General features: G+C 66.1%; 22 protein-coding genes. 12 read left to right on the forward strand and 10 right to left on the reverse strand.

What is annotated here, in order from left to right:
- The first annotated feature begins 154 nt into the window (after positions 1–154).
- From ACZ3HV_RS18020 to ACZ3HV_RS18045, 6 genes are read left to right on the forward strand one after another with little or no spacing between them, the layout of a single operon-like run.
- Entirely contained in the window at positions 155–1873 is a 1719-nt protein-coding gene (locus tag ACZ3HV_RS18020) for a GH39 family glycosyl hydrolase (protein ID WP_465685641.1), read from the forward strand.
- Between the two features lie 17 nt (positions 1874–1890).
- Complete coding sequence (locus tag ACZ3HV_RS18025) at positions 1891–2727, forward strand: aldo/keto reductase (RefSeq protein ID WP_465685643.1); 837 nt, start codon at positions 1891–1893, stop codon at positions 2725–2727.
- 7 nt (positions 2728–2734) lie between these two features.
- Positions 2735–3718: a carbohydrate ABC transporter permease gene (locus ACZ3HV_RS18030; protein WP_465685645.1), complete on the forward strand. Its 984-nt coding sequence runs from the start codon at positions 2735–2737 to the stop codon at positions 3716–3718.
- Entirely contained in the window at positions 3715–4584 is an 870-nt protein-coding gene (locus tag ACZ3HV_RS18035) for a carbohydrate ABC transporter permease (RefSeq protein WP_465685646.1), read from the forward strand. The genes ACZ3HV_RS18030 and ACZ3HV_RS18035 overlap by 4 nt, the downstream gene beginning before the upstream one ends.
- Positions 4585–4608: 24 nt before the next feature.
- Complete coding sequence (locus ACZ3HV_RS18040; RefSeq protein WP_465685648.1) at positions 4609–6051, forward strand: ABC transporter substrate-binding protein; 1443 nt, start codon at positions 4609–4611, stop codon at positions 6049–6051.
- A complete protein-coding gene (locus ACZ3HV_RS18045) occupies positions 6048–6800 on the forward strand; it encodes an SDR family NAD(P)-dependent oxidoreductase (RefSeq protein ID WP_465685650.1) in 753 nt (250 codons plus the stop codon). Before ACZ3HV_RS18040 ends, ACZ3HV_RS18045 begins: the two co-directional genes overlap by 4 nt.
- Before the next feature lie 14 nt (positions 6801–6814).
- On the opposite strand, the gene ACZ3HV_RS18050 is transcribed toward ACZ3HV_RS18045, so the two are convergent.
- Positions 6815–7819 (reverse strand): RNA polymerase subunit sigma-70, encoded by a 1005-nt coding sequence (locus ACZ3HV_RS18050; protein ID WP_465685652.1) that lies wholly within the window; start codon positions 7817–7819, stop codon positions 6815–6817.
- Between the two features lie 127 nt (positions 7820–7946).
- On the opposite strand from ACZ3HV_RS18050, the gene ACZ3HV_RS18055 reads away from it, so the two are divergent.
- Together ACZ3HV_RS18055 and ACZ3HV_RS18060 are read left to right on the forward strand one after the other, a co-directional pair.
- On the forward strand, positions 7947–8519 hold the full coding sequence (locus ACZ3HV_RS18055) for a dihydrofolate reductase family protein (RefSeq protein ID WP_465685654.1): 573 nt from the start codon (positions 7947–7949) through the stop codon (positions 8517–8519).
- Positions 8519–9931 (forward strand): MFS transporter, encoded by a 1413-nt coding sequence (locus tag ACZ3HV_RS18060; RefSeq protein WP_465685656.1) that lies wholly within the window; start codon positions 8519–8521, stop codon positions 9929–9931. Before ACZ3HV_RS18055 ends, ACZ3HV_RS18060 begins: the two co-directional genes overlap by 1 nt.
- Here the strand turns inward: ACZ3HV_RS18060 and ACZ3HV_RS18065 are convergent.
- On the reverse strand, positions 9881–10177 hold the full coding sequence (locus ACZ3HV_RS18065) for a putative quinol monooxygenase (RefSeq protein WP_360359554.1): 297 nt from the start codon (positions 10175–10177) through the stop codon (positions 9881–9883). The two genes, ACZ3HV_RS18060 and ACZ3HV_RS18065, sit on opposite strands and share 51 nt — an antisense overlap.
- A gap of 181 nt (positions 10178–10358) precedes the next feature.
- Here ACZ3HV_RS18065 and ACZ3HV_RS18070 point away from each other — a divergent pair, with 181 nt between their 5' ends.
- Positions 10359–10532, forward strand: coding sequence for a CHRD domain-containing protein (locus ACZ3HV_RS18070; RefSeq protein ID WP_465685658.1), 174 nt, complete (start codon positions 10359–10361; stop codon positions 10530–10532).
- Between the two features lie 18 nt (positions 10533–10550).
- On the opposite strand, the gene ACZ3HV_RS18075 is transcribed toward ACZ3HV_RS18070, so the two are convergent.
- Genes ACZ3HV_RS18075 through ACZ3HV_RS18110 form a run of 8 tightly spaced genes read right to left on the reverse strand, consistent with a single transcriptional unit; the run spans position 10551 to position 18564 of the window.
- A complete protein-coding gene (locus ACZ3HV_RS18075) occupies positions 10551–11639 on the reverse strand; it encodes a mandelate racemase/muconate lactonizing enzyme family protein (RefSeq protein ID WP_465685660.1) in 1089 nt (362 codons plus the stop codon).
- On the reverse strand, positions 11636–12748 hold the full coding sequence (locus ACZ3HV_RS18080; RefSeq protein WP_465685662.1) for an amidohydrolase family protein: 1113 nt from the start codon (positions 12746–12748) through the stop codon (positions 11636–11638). Before ACZ3HV_RS18080 ends, ACZ3HV_RS18075 begins: the two co-directional genes overlap by 4 nt.
- 8 nt (positions 12749–12756) lie before the next feature.
- Positions 12757–13851: an amidohydrolase family protein gene (locus ACZ3HV_RS18085; protein WP_465685664.1), complete on the reverse strand. Its 1095-nt coding sequence runs from the start codon at positions 13849–13851 to the stop codon at positions 12757–12759.
- 15 nt (positions 13852–13866) lie between these two features.
- Positions 13867–14820: a PDR/VanB family oxidoreductase gene (locus ACZ3HV_RS18090; protein WP_465685666.1), complete on the reverse strand. Its 954-nt coding sequence runs from the start codon at positions 14818–14820 to the stop codon at positions 13867–13869.
- Between the two features lie 10 nt (positions 14821–14830).
- Positions 14831–15277, reverse strand: coding sequence for a Rieske (2Fe-2S) protein (locus tag ACZ3HV_RS18095; protein ID WP_360359534.1), 447 nt, complete (start codon positions 15275–15277; stop codon positions 14831–14833).
- Positions 15278–15314: 37 nt separating this feature from the next.
- Positions 15315–16226 (reverse strand): carbohydrate ABC transporter permease, encoded by a 912-nt coding sequence (locus ACZ3HV_RS18100; RefSeq protein WP_465685668.1) that lies wholly within the window; start codon positions 16224–16226, stop codon positions 15315–15317.
- Positions 16223–17164: a carbohydrate ABC transporter permease gene (locus tag ACZ3HV_RS18105; RefSeq protein ID WP_465685670.1), complete on the reverse strand. Its 942-nt coding sequence runs from the start codon at positions 17162–17164 to the stop codon at positions 16223–16225. Before ACZ3HV_RS18105 ends, ACZ3HV_RS18100 begins: the two co-directional genes overlap by 4 nt.
- Positions 17161–18564, reverse strand: coding sequence for an extracellular solute-binding protein (locus ACZ3HV_RS18110; RefSeq protein WP_465685672.1), 1404 nt, complete (start codon positions 18562–18564; stop codon positions 17161–17163). The genes ACZ3HV_RS18105 and ACZ3HV_RS18110 overlap by 4 nt, the downstream gene beginning before the upstream one ends.
- A gap of 291 nt (positions 18565–18855) precedes the next feature.
- On the opposite strand from ACZ3HV_RS18110, the gene ACZ3HV_RS18115 reads away from it, so the two are divergent.
- The 3 genes from ACZ3HV_RS18115 to ACZ3HV_RS18125 are packed head-to-tail and all read left to right on the forward strand — an operon-like array spanning position 18856 to position 21129.
- Positions 18856–19611, forward strand: coding sequence for an IclR family transcriptional regulator (locus tag ACZ3HV_RS18115; protein WP_465685674.1), 756 nt, complete (start codon positions 18856–18858; stop codon positions 19609–19611).
- Between the two features lie 8 nt (positions 19612–19619).
- Positions 19620–20090, forward strand: coding sequence for a P-loop nucleotide/nucleoside kinase family protein (locus tag ACZ3HV_RS18120; protein WP_465685676.1), 471 nt, complete (start codon positions 19620–19622; stop codon positions 20088–20090).
- A 46-nt stretch (positions 20091–20136) separates the two neighbouring features.
- Positions 20137–21129 (forward strand): D-cysteine desulfhydrase family protein, encoded by a 993-nt coding sequence (locus ACZ3HV_RS18125; protein WP_465685678.1) that lies wholly within the window; start codon positions 20137–20139, stop codon positions 21127–21129.
- The last annotated feature ends 60 nt before the right edge of the window (positions 21130–21189 follow it).

Raw genomic sequence — 21189 nt, forward strand, 5'->3', positions numbered from 1 at the left:
GGTCTCTTTGTAGATTGTAAACAGTTAATCATTGACAGTAAACCGATTACCAGGTCAGACTCGGGACCTCCACTCAGGCAGAGCGGCACAGCGCCGGCGCCACCGTCGGCCGACCGTGAGGCAGCCCGACCCCCAGGGCAGAGAGGTCACGACGATGACCACCGACACAGCGGTTCACACCGGACGCACGGCCCTCGGCCCGTTCCCGCCGGCCGCTCCCCGCAATCCCGACGCGCCGCACGTCACCGCGGCGACGATCGATGTCGACGCCGCGCAGATCCTGGGCCCGCTGACGCGCGTCTGGGAGAGCTTCGGCTACGACGAGTTCAACTGGACGTACACGCCCACCGGCAAGCGGCTGCTGCAGACCTTCACCGACTTCTCCGGCGGCGGCTACTTCGTCCGGCCGCATTACATGTACTGCTCCGGCAGCGGTTTCGGCATCCCGCACTGGAGCTCAGGCAACGTCTACCACGAAGACGCCGAAGGCAATCCCTACTACGACTTCACGCTGCTGGACCAGGCATACGACGCGATCGTCGGCGCCGGGCATCACCTGCTGGTGGAACTCGGCTTCACCCCGCGGGATCTCCTGCCACCCGAGGCCGACGAGCTGACCGTCGTGCCCAGCCCCACCGCGTACACCAATTACGAGGCAGGTGCCTGGGGATATCCGCCCAAGGACTACGCCAAGTGGGCGGGCCTGATCGGCGCAACGGTCCGGCACTGCATCGAGCGCTACGGCGAGGCGGAGGTGAAGACCTGGCTCTGGGAGCTGTGGAACGAGCCGGACATCAGCTATTGGCGCGGCACTCTTGATCAATACAACGAGCTCTACACCGCTACGGTCCAAGCGATCCGCGGCGTGCTGCCCGAGGCCAAGGTCGGCGGACCGGCTGTCACCAGTGGCGGACTGAACTTCCTCCGGGGCTTCCTGGACTACACCTCGCGCCGTGACGAGCCGCTGGACTTCATCTCGTACCACACCAAGGGCTGCCACTTCCCGACCCGTGACTACAAGCCGTTCGCCGAGCCGGCGGCCGAGCAGCTCAGCCCGTCGTCGACGAAGATGCTGTACGACCTGCGCGAGTTCAACCGGCTGATCGGTTCGTACCAGGCGTACGCCGACCTGCCGGTGATCGTCGACGAGTGCGACGCCGCCGTACCGGCGCACTTCGGACGGTACGACAACCGCAACTACAGCTTCCAGAACACCGAGTACTACCCGGTCTTCCAGGCGAAGCTGATGAAGAAGATCCTGGACCTGAACGCCACCGAGCCGGCCCAGGTCGCCTACGCCACCTCCTGGAGCTTCTACTTCGAGGCCGAACGCTACTTCGAAGGCACCCGGTCCTTCCTCACCGCGGGTGGCGTCGAAAAGCCGTTCCTCAACGCCTACCGGATGCTGTCGCTGCTCGGTCAGGACCGGCTTGGCACGACCTCGGACGCGGCCTGGCAGGTCGGCGAGCTCGAGCACACCGACGGCAGCAGCATGCCGGAGGAAGTCGACGCCCTCGCCTCGCGTGCAGAAGACGGGACCGTCGCCGTACTGGTCTGGCGGCACATCGATGATCAGTACCAGACCAGCGATGAGCTGACTCCGGTGAGCGTGACCGTACGCAACCTGCCGGCCGGGTCCTACCGGCTGCGGCACTTGCGCATCGACGCCGACCACAGCAATTCCTTCACCGCCTGGGAAAAGCTTGGCTCGCCCCAGGATCCGACCGCCGAACAGCTGGCCACGATCCACGCCCGGCAGGGTCTCGAGGAGTTCGAGGCCGAAGGCAGCCTCACCGTGGACGGCGACGTGTCCCTGGAGGTCACGCTGCCGTTGCCGTCGGCATCGTTACTGATCCTCGAACCGAGCAGCTGACCCGAGAGGGGCGGACGATGGACCAGAACGTGATCACGCTGAACAACGGCGTACGGATTCCCCAGCGTGGCTTCGGTGTCTTCCAGGTCCCGCCGAGCGAGACGCAGGCCGCGGTCGAGCAGGCGATCGAGATCGGCTATCGGCACATCGACACCGCAGCGGCGTACAACAACGAGGCTGGGGTGGGTGCGGCCGTGCGGGCCAGCGGACTCCCCCGGGAGGAGCTGTTCGTCACCACCAAGCTGCGCAACGGGGAGCACGGCTACGAGTCGGCGCTGAAGGCGTATGAGGACACGCTGCGGCGCCTGGGGCTGGACTACGCCGACCTGTATCTCCTGCACTGGCCCAATCCGGCTGCCGATCTCTATGTCGACAGCTGGCGGGCACTGCAGCGGATCTCCACCGACGGGCGGGTACGGGCCGTTGGTGTGTCCAACTTCCTTGCCGAACACCTGGACCGATTGGCCAAGGAGAGCGAGCTCGTTCCGGCGATCAACCAGATCGAGCTGCACCCCAGCTATCAACAGCGCGAACTGACCGAGCTGTGCCGCGAGCGGTTGATCGCGGTCGAGGCGTACTCGCCGCTCGGCCAGGGCGGTGACCTCGATCATCCGGTGCTGGCATCGATCGCGGGGGCGCACCACGTGACGCTGGCGCAGGTCGTACTGCGGTGGCACCTGCAACTCGGGCACATCGTCATCCCCAAGTCGGTCAATCCCGAGCGGATCCGCGCCAACTTCGACCTCGGCGGCTTCGAGTTGACCGACGACGAGGTTGCCTCGATCACCGCGCTGGAGAACGGCAACCGGCTCGGCAGCGATCCCCGCACGTTCGCCATCAGCCAGATCAGGTAGCCGGATCATGACGACCAGATCTGTGCAACTCACCCGGCGGCAGACCCGCCGGTCGCGGGCCGGCACATCAGCCCTCGACCAACCGAAGCGACCAGGTCAGGGCTGGAAGAAGACCACCTGGATCTGGATCTTCCTGCTGCCGACCGTGGTGCTGTACGGCGTCTACACCATCTATCCGATCATCGCGAGCTATTGGTACTCCCTGGTCGAGTGGAACGGTTTCGACTCCGGTCAACAGTTCGTCGGAGTGAGCAACTATCGCGAGGTCTTCGCCGATCCGCTGTTCTGGAACTCGTTCAAGGTCACGTTGCTCTTCATGGTGCTGGTGGTGCCGGCCCGGGTGCTGCTCACGCTGCTGGTGGCGATGGTCCTCAACTCCCCGAAGCTGCCGTTGATCGGGGTCCTGCGATCGGCGTTCTTCATCCCGGTGGTGACCACGACGGCGATCATCGGCGTGGTGATGCGCTTCGTCCTGGATCCGGGCACCGGACCGATCAACACCCTGTTGATGAAGCTCGGCTTCGGCGGCGTCGACTTCCTGGGTGATCAGCACCTGGCGCTGCCGACGGCAGCCGTGCTGTACATCTGGAAGTTCTTCGGCGTCACGATGATCTACTGGCTCGCGGCGCTGCAGACCATCCCGTACGAGTTGTACGAGGCGGCTCGGATCGACGGCGCCGGCACCTGGCAGCTCTTCCGGTACATCACGGTGCCGATGCTCAAGCCGTTCCTGATCATCATCACCGTGCTGACGGTCGAGGAGACCTTCCACAACTTCGATCTGATGTACACGCTGACCGCGGGTGGGCCGTACTTCCACACCGAGATCATCGAGATCTACATCTACCGGTGGGCGTTCGCCGCCCCGATCCCCCAACTCGGGCACGCGTCCGCGGCCGCTGTGGTCTTCGGGCTGCTGGTCGCGATCGTCGGCGCCATCCAGTTGTGGGGCGTGTACGCCGGCCGCCGGCTGAGAGGAGAACAGCGATGACCGCGGAACTGGCCGTACGCACGGACCGGCAGCGGCGCTTGTTGAGTCGACTGCCCTGGTGGATCGCCGCGCTCTTCCTGGTGGGTATCGCGGTGCTGTGGATCTTTCCGTTCCTGTGGATGCTGTCGGCATCGCTCAAGGACAACATGGAGATGTTCACCGGCGGCCTCAAGCTGTGGCCGGACAAGTTCGTCTGGGACAACTACGCGCGGGCGTGGAACGACGCGCACTTCGGCCGGTACCTGATCAACACCGTACTGGTCACCGTGTTCACCGTCGTGATCGTCACCATCCGCTGCGCGACCGCCGGCTATGTCCTTGCCCGCTACCGGTTCCGCGGATCCAAACTCTTCCTCGGGGTCCTGGTCGCGACGCTCTTCGTACCCACCGGCTACACGATCATCCCGGTCGTCAAGATCTCGATGCAGCTGCACCTGATCGACTCCCTCAGCGGAATGATCCTGGCACTCAGCGGTGGGGCGTACGTGTCGGCGATCCTCATCTACTACGGCTACTTCCGGCAGATCCCGCGGGAGCTGGAGGAAGCGGCGATGGTCGACGGCGCCGGCTTCGTTCGTACCTTCTTCTCGGTGATGCTGCCACTGGCGATGCCGGTCACGGCGACCGTCGCGGTCCTCACCTTCATCACCACGTGGAACGCCTTCTTCCTGCCACTGGTGTTCACCTTCAGCCGGCCCGATCTGCGGACGGTGAGCGTCGGCATGCAGGCGTTCGTCGGAGAGACCGCTACCGACTGGTCCGGAATGGCCGCGGCCGGCGTGATCTCGATCCTGCCGGTGGTCGTGCTCTTCGTCTTCATGCAGCGCTACTTCGTCGAGGGAATCTCCGGAGCAGTCAAGTCTTAGTCACACCCGAAGGAGTGGAAAATCATGACCGGAATGACACGTCGCAGTCTGCTCGGCGCATCGGTACTTGCTGTCGCCGGCGCGGCGGTGGGATGCAGCAGCTCGACCGACAAGGCCGGCAGCGCGAGTGGTGGCACCACTGGATCGCTGGACTGGTGGGACCACTTCAGTTCGTTCAAGCGTCTCAACGACGACTGGGCGAAGACGCAGTCGCCGTCGCTGAAGACCAACGTCGCCCACACCTACTACGACGCATCCAAAGCACCCCAGGCCTTCCAGTTGGCGCATCAGGCCAACAAGATGCCTGACGTCTACTCCAACGTGGTCGGGTTGCCGTTGCCGGCCCTGGTCAGTGGCAACTGGGTGCACGAGATCACGCTGCCCGAGGACATCAAGTCCAAGCTTCCCAAGGACGCGTTCACCGAGGGCATCACCCAGCTGGACGGCAAGCTGTACGGGTTCCCGATGTTCAGCTTCCGGCAGAGCTCGACGCTGGTGTGGGTGAACAAAGATCATTGGAGCAAGGCCGGACTCGATCCGAACAACGTGCCCGCGGACTACGCGGGCTTCAAGGACGCCCTCGACAAGCTGAAGTCGGCGGGGATCCAGCCGCTGACCCTGGCGATCGGTGCCGACGGCGGGCGAATCCGTGACCAGGTCGACGACATGGCGCAGACAGCCGGCTTCCCCGGCTATCAGGGCCTGCAGTTCGCCACCGGTGAGTATTCGTACGACCACGACGCCTACGTCACCGTGATCGAGTTCCTCAAGGAGCTGAGCGACGCCAAGCTGATCATGCCCGGCTCGAACAACTTCGGTGTGGTCGACGCCCGGACCCGCTTCGCGTCCGGCGCGGTCGCGACCTTCATCGACGGCATCTGGTGCGCCGGTGGATCGAAGGCGCTGGCGCCCCCGATCGTCGACAAGCTCGCGTCCGGACAGGTGCTGGTGCCGACCGCAGGGACGAATCCCTGGTGTTACCGCGGCCGGCCGAGTTCGGGGTACTTCGTGTCCGCGGACAGCAAGAACCCTGACGCGGCCGGGAAACTGCTCGCGTCCTTCATGTCCGAGGACTACCAGAACGGGATGATCGAGGCGATGGATCAGCCGCCGCTGAATCTTGATCTTGTCGCGTCGTCGAAGGCGATCGACGCGTACAAGAAGGGGGTCGACTTCTGCAAGACGAACGTGTTCCAGATGCCGCAGGCGATCGTGAAGAACCCCCAGCAGGCCAAGGTGGACGCGCTCCGCAAGCCGGTCACCCCGCACGTCGGCAACATCGTCCAGGGCTACCTGGGCGGATCGATCAAGGACCTCAAGGCCGAGCTGAAGAAATTGAGCGACACCACGGCTGCTGATCGGGCCCGGGCGATCCAGAAGGCGAAGGCGGCCGGGGCCAAGGTCTCGGAGGACGACTACGCCTTCAGCGACTGGAAGCCCGGACAGGACTACGGGGCCGCGAAGTGAATCGCAGCGCGGTTGTGACCGGGGCGGCGTCACCCCGCGGCATCGGACGCGCGACGGCACTGCTGCTCGCCGAACGAGGGTGGAGCATCGGCATCATCGACATCGACGCCGACGGCGGCCGGGCGCTCGCAGCGGAGATCGCCGAGAAGCACAACGTCAGGACCTACGCCGTCGTGGCCGATGTGTCGAACGAAGAGGACGTTCGGACGGCGATCGACGAGCTCGAGGCCGCGCTGCCACCGCTGGCAGCGCTGGCCAACATCGCCGGCGTCAGCTCACCGGTCCCCTACCTCGAACTGACTCCTGACGAGTGGCACCGGGTGATCGACATCAACCTGAACGGCGTGCACTACGTCACCCGGCGGGTCGCCGAAAGCATGGTGCGGCACGGCTACGGCCGGATCGTCAGTGTCTCCTCGACGTCGGCTCAGCGAGGCGGCGGCACCTACAGCAAAACCCCATATTCCGTTGCGAAAGCGGGCGTGATCGGACTGACCCGGGCGCTCGCGCGAGAGCTCGGTCCGTACGGGATCACGGTCAACGCCGTGGCTCCCGGTCCGATCGACACCGACATCATGGGCGGCCCGCTGACTCCCGAGCGGCGGGCGGCCCTGGTCGACGACCTCCTGGTCAATCGCGTCGGGGAGCCGTACGACGTTGCGTCCGCGATCGCGTTCCTGATGTCCGAGGAGTCCGGCTATATCTCCGGACATACGCTCAATGTCGACGGAGGGCTGTACATGCATTGAGTGCGGGCAGCCCCTCACCCACGGACGGCGGGCAGTGTTCGGGGCAGCCCACATCTGGCCAGGAACATCTTCTCGAACCGGGTCAGCGCGCTGATCTGCTCACCCTCGACCGTGATCACGAACAGGCCGGTGCCACGGAAGATGCCGTCAGCACCGCGGACGTAGGTGCCGAATGCCGGCTGACCGTTGGCGCGGGTGGGCACCAGGCGGTATTCGCGCGCGGTGAACAGCGTCCGCCAGAACTCGGCGACGATCGGCTTTCCCTCGTACTCGAACGGCATCGGCGGCATCGAGAGGAACACGTCGTCGGTGAGGAGCGCGATGACCCCGTCGACGTCGCTCGCCTCGTACGCCCGGACGAACTGGGCGACGAGCCTCGCTTCGGCAGGCGAGCCAGGCTGTGGTGCCGCCTGCCGCGCGGGGTCCTTGAGCAGCGCGGCCCGCGCTCGTTTGAGGGCGCTCGTCACCGAGTCTGTCGTGGTCTGCAGCATGTCGGCCACGTCATGAGCCCGATAGCCGAGGACGTCACGCAGGACGAGCACGGCGAGCTGACGTGGTGGCAGCAACTGCAGGGCGGTCACGAACGCGAGTGATATCGACTCGCTCTGTTCGTACTGCGCCTCCGGTCCGGGCGCCGTGCCGACATCGGCCGACAGGTGTTCGGGTAGTGGCTCGAGCCAAACGACCTCGCCGATGCGCGTCGCGGCCGGTGGTTGCACTCCGGGCACGTCCCACTCCTTCGCCGGCCGGCGACGGATCGCTCGCCGCGCGTTGAGGCACCGATTGGTCGCGATCGTGTAGAGCCAGGTGCGGACCGACGACCGGGCCTCGAAGCCCGGGATCGCCCGCCAGGCGGCCAGCAGGGTCTCCTGCAGCGTGTCCTCCGCGTCCTGCAGCGAGCCGAGCATCCGGTAGCAGTGCACCAGCAGCTCGCGCTGATACGGCTCGCTGAGCTCCCGGAACGCGTCACCGTCCCCGGCCTGCGCCAGTACCAGCAAGTCGTCCTCGATCGGTCGCATGCGCACCACCTCCTTTGCCGGTACAGACACCCCCGGAGTCGAGAACTGGGCGGTGCTCCGCCGCCCAATTCCGGAGCCGCCCGGTGCCTACCTCAACCGAACGTACCGAAGACGACAGGAGAGTTCGATGGGACGCATCGTGATCAGCACCAACGCCACGCTGGACGGGATCAGCCAGGACCCGACCGGCGAAGAGGGCTTCGAGTTCGGGGGCTGGTTCACCCGGATCCCCGGCGCGGACCGCGAGGCCTGGGCCAAGGTGGAGTTCGAGGAGGCACTGAACACGGCTGCGCTGCTGATCGGTGGCCGCAGCTACGAATGGTTCGCGCAGCGTTGGGTGGGACGGCCCGGCGAGTGGGCAGCAACCTTGGCCCGGCTGCCCAAGTACGTCGTCCGTTCCACCGCGGGACGGACGGACTGGGGCCCGACCACCGTCCTCACCGGCGACCTCGCCGCCGAGATCGCGAACCTGCGGCAGCGGATCGACGGCGACATCGTCGTGTATGCGAGTTACCAGCTCGTACGCACGCTCGCCGAGCACGACCTGATCGACGAGGTGCGGCTGATCGTGTTCCCGCACATCGTGGGCTCGGGCGGACGGGTGTTCGGCGACCTCACAACTCCCCGCGCGCTCCGGCTGTCCGGTGTCGCGACCGTGGGTGCAGGACTCGTCCAGCTGACGTACGAGCGGAGCGCCTGATGCGGAGCAGATCCGGACTTGTCCTGCTGCTGTGCTGCCTTGCGCAGTTCATGGTCGTGCTCGACGTCGCGATCGTGAACGTCGCGCTGCCGACGATCCAGCGCGACCTGCACATCACGCAGGACTCGGTGCAGTGGATCGTCACGGCATACGGGCTGATGCTCGGCGGTTTCCTGTTGCTCGGCGGCAGAATCGCCGACTTGTGGGGACGGCGCCGTACCCTGCTCGCCGGGTTGGCGGTCTTCACCACGGCCTCGGTCCTCGCCGGGTTCGCCGGCTCGTCCGGGATACTCGTTGCCGCGCGTGCCCTGGAGGGCCTGGGGGCTGCGATGATCCCGCCGGCCGCGCTGGCGATCCTCGCCGTGACCTTCGCCGAAGGCACCCAACGCAACCGGGCGCTCGGCGTCTTCGGCGCCACCACCGGCATCTCGGCCTCGATCGGCGTACTCGCGAGCGGTCTGCTCACCGCCGGTCCGGGCTGGCGCTGGATCTTCTTCATCAACGCGCCGGTGGGGGTGGGGCTGATCGCTCTTGCTTTGCTGATCCTTCCTGGCCGAGCTCCTGGGCGCGTGGTGCGGCAGCGCTTCGACCTCGGCGGCGCGGTCACGGCGACCGGTGGCCTGCTGTTGCTGGTGTACGCCGTGAGCCGGTCGAGCGCCCACGGGTGGGGATCGGCCGGCACCCTGGGACTGCTCGCCGGGGCGGCCGTGGCGTTCGCGGTGTTCCTGGTCATCGAGACCCGATCGTCCGCCCCGCTGGTACCGGCGGCAGCGATCCGGAACCGGTCGCTGGTTGCTGCCAACCTGGCCGCGTTCCTGCTGTTCGGCGCGATCTTCGCGTCCATCTTCCTGGGGTCGCTGTTCATGCAGCAGGCGCTCGGCTACTCGCCCACGCGCACGGGTCTGGCCTGGCTGGCGACCACCGTCACGTCCTTCGTGACCGCGGCGACGAGCGGCGCGAAACTCGTGGGAATCGTCGGGCCGCGGCGCCTGATCGCAGCGGGCTTCGGGGTGCTCGCCGTCGCCGCGTACCTACTGACCCGGGTCCCCGCACATCCGCACTACGCGAGCGACCTGATGCCGATGTTGCTGCTGACCGGGTTCGCCGGAGGCCTGGCCGCACCGGCCATCCAGATCAGCGCCCTCACCGGGGTGCACCACGACATGGCCGGGCTGGCCGGCGGCCTCGTCGAGACAATGCGAGAGGTCGGCGGAGGCATCAGCGTCGCGGTCGTGGCCACGGTCCTCGCGTCCCGCGGTCTGGATGTGGACGCGTTCCACCGCGCGTACCGGGGCGTACTCGCGGCGGCGTGCCTGGGGTTGCTCGTGACACTCGTGGCGTTCCCTCGCCGCAGTCGTCCGCTACTTGACCGCGATGACGTCGATCGTGCGGATGTCCGGATCGGCGGCTAGCAGATCGGGACCGAACTGTCCGAGGGCGGCCGGGATCTCACCGTTGAGGTGAGCCTGCCGGCCGTCCTCGTCGGCGAACGTGTCGAAGATCCCGAACGTCGTCGGCCCGAGCCGGAACGCGTACCAGGTGACGGTCCCCGCTTCGGCGGCCGCCAGCTCCCGCCCCTTCTCGAGGAACGCGCGCACTTCCTCTTCCTTGCCCGGCTTGGCCTCCAGCGTCGCCAGCAGTCCCCGGTCGATACTCATCTCGGTGGTCCCCTTTCCTGAGTTCCCACCTTCGACCGTACTGCGATCTCCCGGCGTAGTGGGTGCCATGGTGGCCGTCGCCGAAGGCAGGGAGGGGCAGAGATGGTGTCGAGACGACGTTTGCTGGCAGTGGCCATCGCGATCGGCATGGCGGTGACCCCGTCCGGCAGTGTCGGCGACCGTGACGGGCACGATCAGGCCGGCCGACGTGATCGGCCCGGCCGCCCAGAGCCTGACCGCCGGCCAGTTCGCCGACTTCGTCAAGGCCCTCCGGAACGGAACCACCTACGTCAACGTCCACAGCGGAGCCTTCCCCGGCGGTGAGATCAGAGCCCAACTCGGCCACCAGCACTGACCGTGAGAGCCCGGCGGGTCAGAGAGACGACATCCTTCGGTCCATGCGCTGCAGTGTGGAGTCGGAGATCTCAACACCCCAACCGGGTGCCTCGGACAGGACTACCTCGCCGTTCTGCGCGACCGGGAACGGCTCGTAGACCCGCATGGCCGAGGAGTCTTCGATGGTCCACTCGTGGAAGAGGTTGCACGCCGGCATCGCCGTCACCAGATGCGCGGTGAAGATCGCGGTCAGCGATCTCCCCGACGAGTGCGGTACGCACGGGAGCCCGGCAAGGTTGGCCAGATCCGCAACCTGCCGGGCCCGCGTGAGGCCGCCGATGTAACAGACGTCGGGCTGGATGACATCGCCGATACCGTCCTGCATGATCCGCCGTAGAGTGTCGACCGAGAACTCCTGCTCCCCCAGTCCGACGGGGATGTCGAGGGTTGCCGCGACACTCCTGGTGTTCTCGTACTCCCAGAACGGCACCGGCTCCTCGAAGTGCAGGTAGTCGTACTCCTCGAGCAGTCGCCCGATCCGGACCGCCTGCCCCGGGGAGTAGGCGCCGTTGGCATCCGCGCTGATCTCGATGTCGTCACCGAGTTCCTTGCGCAGCAAGGGAACCAGCCGCCAGGTCCGGCCGGACCGCGACTCCGCGTCGCGACCGTTGCGCTCCCCGATCTTGACCTTCACCGCGCGGAAGCCGTGTGCGGCGACGGCGGCGACGATCCGATCGACCTCCTCCTCGGGCGTCGTGTCGCGACGCATGGCCGAACCGTAGACGGGCACCGACGGCCGGAACTTTCCACCGAGCAGCTGGTACACCGGCTGCGACTTCGCCTTGCCCACCAGGTCCCACAGTGCGGTGTCCACGCCGGCCAGCGCCCGGAACAGGAAGCTGCCGAAGTACTTGTACTCCGCACGTGCGCACTCCTCAGCGAGGGTCATGACATCGAACGGGTCTCGATCCAGGTAGTTCCGCGCGACCAGAGTGTGCAGCACCTCCCCCGTGATCCGGGCCTCGGAATGCGCCGTCTGCCCGTACCCGACCAGGCCGTCGTCAGTACGAACGCGGACGATGCAGCCGTGGCCGTCGAACGTCTCGATCGAGCTGATCTTGGTCAATGCGACCCCTCAGCTCTAGCCGGCAGCTTGTAGAAGGCCCGGGCGTTCTCGGTGTAGATGCTGTCCCGCTGCGCCGCGGGCAACCGGACCTGGAACGCGTGCGCGGGATGGTCGAAGTCCCAGTGCGGATAGTCCGTGGAGAACATCACCTTGCCGGTTCCGCCGAGGTGCTCGAACACCTTGTGCAGATCGGCCGGCCGATGCGGTTCCTCGATCGGCTGAGTCGTCATCCAGAAGTGCTCACGCACGTACTCCGACGGCCTACGACGTACCTCCGGAATCTCCGCGCGGAAGCGCTCCCAATGGGTATCCATCCGCCAGGCCAGGGACGGCAGCCAGGCGAACCCGCCCTCGATCAGCGCGATGCGCAGGTTCGGAAGCCGCTCGAAGATTCCGCCGAAGACCAGGCTCGCCACATGCGCCTGGAACGCGGCGGACATCCCCGCGTGATCCTCCAGGTAGTACGACGGCCACCCCGCACTGCTGATCGGTACGCCGCGAACGCCACCACCGTAGTGAATGCCGACGGGCAGGTCGTGCCGGGCGGCAGCCTCGTACATCTTCCAGTACCGGCGGTCGCCGAGCGGTGCGGCACTGCGGGCCACCAGGAGCACCTGCACGAAACCCGGATGGCCTGCGAGCCGCTCGATCTCGGCGACCGCCTGCTCGCTGTGTTCCGCCGGCACGATCATGCCCGCTCGCAACCGCGGCTCCGGCTCCAGCCACTCTTTGATCTGCCAGTCGTTGGTTGCCGCCGACAACGCCGCGGAGAACTCCGGATCGAGCTGGCTGCCGGAGCCACTGAGCGGACCGAGGATCCCGAACTCGACGTTCAGTCCGTCGAGATGTTGTCTCTGCATGAACCCCAGATCGGCACCCGCGGGCAGTCCGGACGGCGGAAAGGCGTCGTAGCGGGCCGGCGATCCCTTGGGATACACGTTCCCCGAGTGCTGGCGCGAGCCGAAGGTCTTCAGATGGCTGAGCCAGCGGTTCGAGAGGTAGGGCTCCAGGGCTCCGGGTGCCATCACGTTGTGGATGTCGCAGTCGATGATCATCTGCTTCGCAGCGGTACGGCGTACGGTCCGCGGCTGCGTCTGTGTTTCGGTCATGTCTCTCCTCATCCCAGCCGGTACGTCGCCTGCGCGTTGCCGGACATGATCTTGGTCCGTAGATCCCCGGAGATCCCCTCGGGCAGCGCGTCGGCGGAATTCGCGAAATGCGCCTGCGGGTAGTCGGTGGAGAACATCAGCATGTCGTCACAGAGAAGCTGATCGATGACCTCGACCAGGAACTCCGGGGTGTCGGGCCGGTCGAGCGGCGCGATCGTCATCCGGACGTGATCGCGGATCACCTCCGACGGAGGACGTTCCACCCACGGAACCTCGCGTCGCAAGCCTTTCCAGTCCTTGTCGAACCGCCACATCAGCGGCGGTAGCCAGGCGAAGCCGCCCTCGATCGTCGCGACGGTCAGCTCGGGGAACTCGACGAAGACACCTTCGGTGACGAAGCTCATCAGCTGTGTCTGGAACGCCAGCGGAACATTCACGTAGTCCTCGACGAAGTACGTCGGCCAGCCGACTGGCGTCACCGGGTTGCCGCTCAGCCCGCCGGCCTGGACGCCGACGACCAGGCCGGCGCTTTGCGCGGCTTCGTAGATCGGCCAGAACCCGCGCCGGCCGAGCGGCTCACGGCTGCGCGACGGGACGGTCACCTGGACGAACTGACTGTGCTGCGCGGCCCATTCGACCTCTTTGGCCGCGAACGCCGGATTCTGCAGCGGAAGCACCGCCGATCCGCGCAACCGGGGATCCTGCTCCAGCCACTCGTGCAACTGCCAGCGATTCAGCGCGCGGGCGAGCGCAGCCGCCAGGTCGTCGTTGTGGATGGAGTCGATGGCGTAGGTGCAGTTGAGGATCGCGTACTGCAGCTGCCACGGGTCGAGTAACTGACTCCGGAGCAGCTCGAGCCTGGATCCGGGCGGTCCCTGCTCCGGCCGCGAGCCCTCGAGGAAGAGATTCGGCGCGTTGGACGGATAGAGGTTCGAGGCCAGCCCGCCCATACCGGACTCGGTGATGTAGTCGCGCCACCGCGCCTCGAGATAAGGGAAGAGGCTCTTCAGTCCGTCCAGATTGATATGCACGTCGGTGTCGACCAGCTCGAGGCCGGCCCAGTGCCGGGGACGTGCGTAATTCTCACGTTGTTGTACAGCCACTTGTGATCTCACCTTTCACAGGTCGAGGACCAATCGGGAGGACAGGGCGCGCGAAACGCAGATCATCATCGTGTCGTTGGCAGCGCGTTCGTCCTCGTCGAGGACGGAGTCCCGATGGTCCGGAACGCCTTCCAGTACGGTCGTTCGGCAGGTCCCACAGGTGCCTTCTTCGCAGTTGGACAAGACATAGATGCCCGCCTCGTCCACGACTTCGAGGATGGACTTGCCGGGCGGCACGACGAGTACTTCGTCACTGTCGACCAGTTCGATCTCGAAGGAGGTGTTGGGGGCGACCTCGGTGAGAGGTCTCGGCGCGAACCGCTCGACCTGGAGCGTCCGGTGCGGCCAGGGCGCGCTCCTCGCCTCGACGGCCGCGATCAGAGGTTCGGGACCGCAGCAGTAGATCAATGTCCCGGGCTGTGGTTCGCCCAGGAGTTGATCGAGTTCGATCAGGCCGCGACGGTCCTGCGGCCACTCGAGAACGCGCTCCGGATCGAAACTCCCGACCTCGTCCCGGTAGGCCATCGACGCCTCGCTGCGACCGCCGTAGACCAGGCGCCAGTCGGCACCCGCCGCGTGCGCGGCGGCGATCATCGGGATGATCGGGGTGATTCCGATCCCGCCGGCGATGAACAGGTACCGCGGGGACTCGTGGAGCGGGAAGTGGTTGCGCGGACCGGTGGCCGTGAGTACATCGCCGGACCGGACGTTCTCGCACAACGCGATGGAGCCACCTCGGCTCTCGGGCTCGCGCAGTACGGCGATGCGCCACTGGCTGCGATCCTCGGGATCGCCACACAGCGAGTACTGCCGAACGAGCCCGGGGCGAACCTGCACGTCGATGTGACTCCCCGGGGCCCACGACGGCAGCTCCGAGCCGTCATCGGCGACGAGCACGAGTTCCGTCACGCCGACCGAGACCTGCCGGGTCGACTTCACCCGCAACGGAATGGTCGTCTCGGCCACCATCCCGGGGGCGTCAGATATTGACAATGACATAGTCGCGATCGACCTCGACCTCGTACGTCTCCCCGGAGTACGGGCCGGGCTGGAATCCGGCCGCGGACAGTTCCGGGTTCTTGGCCAGCGCCGCACCGGACTCCACCCCGGTGGGATACGCCTTGACCTTGGTCTTCGCGGGGTCGAACCAGGATTGCCCGGTGGCGATCTCGAACTCCCAGCCGTGCCAGGGACAGCGGATGATCTCCCCACGCATGATGTAGTCGTAGTTCCCGGGCTTGTCCGAACGGACCAGTCCGGACGTCACGCCCTCACACATCGGTCCGCCGCCGTGCGGGCACTGGTTGCGGATCGCGTAGTAGTTGCCCTTGACGTTGAAGACGCCGATCGACCGGTTGGCAATCTCGACCACCTTCCGCCGGCCGGGTGGAATCTCGTCGACCGTCGCCACCACGTACTTCGTCACGTTGTCTCCCTTGCGCAGAAGGCATTGTCAGAAGGCATCATTTGATTCCGGTCATCGAGATTCCGCGGGTGAAGTACTTCTGCGCGAAGACGAAGACCAGGACGGTCGGGATGATGGCCAGCGTCGCTCCGGCCATCAGCGGGCCGTACTGGGTACTGTCCTGGGTCTGGAAGAACGCCAGCCCGACCGGGACGGTGAACTTGTTGACATCACTGAGGTAGACCAACGGGCCGAAGAAGTCGTTCCACACGTTGACGAAGGTCAGCACCGCCAGGGTGGCCAGGGCCGGCTTCGACAGCGGCAGGATGATGCTCACGAAGATCCGGAAATGGCTCGCACCGTCGACGAGGGCGGCTTCGTCGTACTCCTTGGGGATGGTCAGGAAGAACTGCCGGAGCAGGAAGGTGCCGAACGTGTTGGCGACGATCGGCGGGATGATCAACGGGAAGTGGGTGTCGATCAGACCGGCCTTGACATACGCCGAGTACAGCGGCAGCACCATCAGCATGTCCGGGATCATCAGCGACGCGAGCAACAGCCCGAACGCGGCGTCCCGGCCGCGGAACTGCAGTCTCGCGAAGCCATAGGCACCCAGTGCACAGACCAGCAACCGGCCGATGATCACCAGCACCGTGATGTAGGCGCTGTTCCCGAGGAACCGGATGAAGGGCAGTACGCCGTTGTTGATCAGATAGGCGTAGTTCTCGCCGGTGAATGGGTGTGGGAACAGGCGCGGCGTCAGGCTGATCACGTCGCCCGGCTCCTTGAACGAGCTCGACAGCATCCACAGGAACGGGCCGATGGCAACCAACGCCACGATCACGCAGACGACGTACGTCGCCGTGGGTGCCACGATCCGGCGCGGCCGGCGTCGCCGTACGACGCCGGGATCGTCCTGCGGCACCGGCGGTGCGAGCTCTTGAGGAGCACGAGTGTCTTCGAGGGTCATTGGTAGAACACCCACCTCTTCGAAAGCCTGTTCTGGATCCAGGTGACCGCGAGAAGCACAGCGAAGAGCACGATCGCCAGGGCGGAGGCGTAGCCCATCCGTCGCAGCGTGAACGCCTCGTACCAGAGGTGGTAGATGTAGACGTACGTGCCGTCGCCCGGTCCGCCGCCCGTCATCACCAGGATGAGCGCGAAGACCTGGAACGAGCCGATCGTCTGCAGGATCAGCAACAGGAAGATCGTCGGCGTGAGGAACGGGAGCGTCACGTGGACGAAGCGTGAGAACCGGCCGGCCCCATCGAGCGTGGCCGCTTCGATCAGCGTCTCCGGGACCCCTTGCAGGCCGGCCAGGACGATGATCATGTTGAAGCCCATGTTCGCCCAGATCGCTGTCGCGATCACTGCGGCCATGGCCGATCCGGGTTCACCCAGCCAGTGCGGTCCGGTGATGCCGAACGACGCCAGTACCGCGTTGATGACGCCGTACTGATCGCTGAACACCCACCGGCTGACGACGCCGACGGCGACCAGGGACGTCACGTACGGCAGGAAGATCAGCGCCCGGATGACGGCCATGCCCCGAAGCCGGTTGTTGACCAGCAGGGCCAGGGCGATCCCGATGATGATCCCGACCGGTACGTACCCGACCGTATAGATGGCCGTGTTGATCAGGCTCTTGCCGAACAGCGGATCCTGCCCGGAGAACATCTCCCGGTAGTTGGCCACGCCGGTGAACTTCGGCGCGGCCAGGCCGTCCCAGTCGGTGAAGCTCGTCACCAGCGTCGGCAGGACCGGGATGACGTTGAAGAGCAGTGTCCCGAGGACGACCGGACCGATGAACATCCAGCCGCGGAGGTTGCGGCGCCTCGCTCCGCGGCGCCGTACCTGCCGGTCGGCGGCCCCGCGGTCCGGCGCCTGGATGGTCTGTGTGGCCGTCACTTCGCCGCGACCTTCAGGTCGGGATCGGTGAGCGCTCCTCCCTTCTCGAGCAACTCCTTGCCCTTGTTCCCGTTCCAGCCGCGTTTCTTGATCTCGGCGTTGACCGCGGCCCGTCCACGACTGATGTAGTCGGCCGTCGCGAGCTTGCCGCTCATCAGATTGTTGGCATTGGTGCCTTCGACGAAGGAGTCGGCGAGTGCCGTCCCGATCGGCCCCCGCGGGAACGGCACGTCGACCGGGTGGCCCGCGGCGGTGCCCAGCGCTTCGGCCCAGACGTTCGCGGTCTTCGGTCGCTCATGGTCGGTGAACGCGGCGCTCTTGGCGACCTCGGTCAGTGCCGGCACGGCGAACTGCGCCTTGGCCATGACCTCCGAGGCGGCCTTGCCGCACAGCGCCTTCATCGCCAGGAAGGCGGCCTGCGGATCCTTCGCGGTCTTCGGGATGACCCAGGTACGGGCGTAGTTCTTGGTCATCGCGAAGAGCGGTGTCTTGGGCCAGGGCATCACGTCCCAGTCGACGCTCTTGCTGATCTGCGCGCTGATGTCCATGGCCTGCCACGTCATCGCGAGCTTTCCCGCGTTGAACAACGGCAGGTACTCCACGTCGACGGTGGGGGCGTAGCCGTCGCGGATGTAGGAGACCTGCTTGTCGATCGCGTCCGCCGTCTCCGGCTTGCCGTAACCGCATTCGGTCTGGTTGTCGTAGAGCGCGGTGTCACCAGCACCGTACGCCGTGGCCTGGACCGTGTTGACGGCGTACTGCAGACCGTAGGTATCGGTCCGGCTGCCGTTCTTCTTCGTCAGCTGCTTGACCGCCGCGTCGAACTCGTCCCAGCTCCACGCCTCGGCCCACGACGTGGGCGCCGTGAGTCCGGCATCGGCGAACAACTTCTTGTTGTAGTACAGCGCGTTGGCGCTCATGCCGGGCGTGACGGAGAACTGGTACCCCTCGACAGCGACCTTGGTCGTGAACGTCGGGCTGTACTTGGTCAGGTCGAACCCGGTGCCGGTGTCCTGCATCATCTTGTCCAGCTGCAGGATCTTGCCGTTCGTCGCCAGGTCGTACACCCGGTCGTCGTCGATGCGCTGCAGATCGGCCGCCGTACCGGAGGCGAACTGCAGCATGACGCTGGCCCAGTCGTCTCCAGGGGCGGGCTTCCACACGATCCTGATCTTGTGCTCGTCGAGGCTCTCCTGCTGAGCAGCCGCGATCATGTCCTTGAACATCTTCTGGGTCGTGGGATCACCGACGGAACTGAAGGTCACCTCGGTCCAGCCTGACGGCGAACCGGATGACGACGAGCCGCACGCGGTCAGCGAGGTGCCGGCGACGCCGGCGGCAGCCAGCCCAAGGCCCCCTTGGAGCAATCGGCGGCGGGTGAGCAACGAGCCGGAGGTCATGGTGATCGTCTCCCTTGACAGGCGGTTCGCCCGGCACAGACCCCCAGAAGTCTGCGCAACGACAGCTCTCTACACCGATGTACAACCACGGCGACCGATAGCTGCGGGCTGTTGATCTTGGGTGTGTCCCAAGTGTTCGCCTACCGAACCAGGGGTGTCAACACTATGTGGAAGATCAATTCCAGTATCCGGAAGCTCTAGCAGGCACCCCGGCCGTGGTCCAGGGCCAATTCGCCTTGGGAGGACCACTTATGCTTGGGGTCCGTGGTGGCAACGACAGAGAGCAGGACGGTGGAGAACAGGACGTCGGGGAGTGTCCAGTCAGTCGAACGGGCCTTCCACCTTCTCGAGCTACTCGCCGACAGCGGCGATTCGTCGCTGACCGACCTCTCGGCCGCGATCGATGTGCCGGCCCCGACGACGCACCGGTTCCTGAAGACGCTGGTCGCACTCGGGTACGTACGCCAGCTGCCGAACCGCCATTACGGGCTCGGGCTCAGGCTGGCGATGCTGGCGGACCGGGTCGACTCGCAGTTCGGCCCGATCGTGAAACCGCACCTGGACACGCTCGCCCGCGAGATCGGCGAATCGGCGAACCTGGCGGTGCTGGAAGGCGACATGGTCGTCTACACCGCCCAGTCCCCCTCCCCGCACGCGATGCGGATGTTCACCGAGGTCGGGCACCGCGCGCACACCCATTCGACGGGGGTCGGCAAGGCGATCCTCGCCGGACTGCCCGACGACCAGGTCGCCCGCATCATCAGCCGGACCGGCATGCCGGCCGCGACCAAGCACAGCATCACCGACCCGGCCAAGCTCCGCACCGAACTGAACCGGATCCGCCGCACGGGCTACGCGAGGGACAACGGCGAACAGGAGATCGGTGTCGTCTGCTACGCCGTCCGGATCCCTGATGTGCCGGTCTCGATGGCGATCTCGGTCTCCGGGCCGGCATTCCGGATGACGCAGGAACTCGGCAAGGCGGCGGTCCCGCTGCTGATCAGCGAGGCACAAGCGATCTCCGACGAGTTGCTCGGCGTCCTGTGATCCTCTGGGTGGGTGGTCCGGCGGCGGCAGGCAAGACCACGGTGAGCCGTCTACTCGCGCGAAAGCATGGATTTCTCTGGTACAGCGTCGATGCCTCTGCATTCGCTCACGAGGAGCGCGCCGCTGCGGCCGGGCTCCATGTCATGGGCACCGGTCCAGGAGACTTCGATCGCAGGCCGATGATCATGGAAGATATCCAGTCACTGTCCCTGGATACATCGGTTGTTGTCGAAGGTGCATTCGTCACTCCCGCGATGGCCGGGGTTGCCGAGAACGCAGTGTGGCTGATGCCATCCAAAGCGGAACAGCTCGCAAGACTGGAACACAGAAATCCAGGCGGTGTGCATGATGGTCTGATCTGGGGCTGGGACCTAGTGCGAAGCCAACTCGAGGGAACTACCGCAAGCATCATCGTCGTCGACGGTCAAACAATCGAACAAACCCTCACAGCGGTCGAGCAGAAGTTCGGCTTGCACTGAGGTCATCGAGCCTGCCATCGAGGAGATGGCAACTGAGGGGGCACCCGTGACAGATGATGTGCGTTCGGTTCCGCGTGTGCTGCTGGGAACGTGGCCCACGCCGCTGGAGCCGGTTCCGCGGCTGGCGGAGGCGCTTGGTCTCCAGCCGGAGGATCTGTGGATCAAGCGTGATGACCTGACGGGCATCGGGGGCGGCGGCAACAAACTGCGCAAACTCGAGTGGACCTGCGGTGCCGCGCAGGCCGAGGGCGGCACCACGTTGATCACCACCGGCGCCGCCCAGAGCAATCACGCCCGGCTGACCGCAGCCGCGGGGGCACGGCTCGGTCTCGAGGTGGTGCTGGTGCTGGCAGGCACGCCTGGATCCTCGACCTCAGGCAACCTCGCGCTGGATGGTCTGTTCGGTGCGACGATCGTCTGGGCAGGGGCCGCCGGGGACGAAGAGCTGGCCATCGCCGCTGAGGAGGTCGCCGCCGGCCTGCGACGCCGGGGCGCTGTTCCGGTCGTCATCCCGTTCGGTGGCTCGAGCGTGACCGGCGCCCGAGGCTATGTCGAGTGCGCGAAGGAGATGCTGGAGCAGGCGCCGGATCTGGGGACCGTCGTCTGCGCAGTTGGTTCGGGAGGCACGATGGCAGGCTTGGTCGCGGCCCTCGGGCCTCCTCGCGTGCTCGGCGTCGACTGCGGTGCCATCGCGGATCCGGCAACGACCATCGCGACCCTCGTCTCCGGTCTCTCCGACGAGCCCGTCAGCCCTGACTCCTTGCGGCTGGACAGAAACCAGATCGGAGCGGGCTACGGCACGCTGACGGAGCCGGTCAAGTCCGCGCTCGCCTTGACCGCCCGCACCGCCGGCATCATTCTCGACCCGATCTACACCGGGCGTGCGATGGCCGGACTGATCGCGGCGGCAGGCACGGGGACGCTGACCCCGGGCCATCGGACCATCTTCCTTCACTCCGGCGGACTACCCGGCTTCTTCGGGCACCCAGCGACCGTGGCGTGGGCCCAGAAACAGTCACAAAACTCAGCCGCCGGCTGAAGCGAGGAGCCTCGATGGCTGGCCTTCAAGATGGCCGTCGGCACTGGTGACGCACTGGAC

Source organism: Kribbella sp. NPDC020701, from assembly GCF_055562215.1.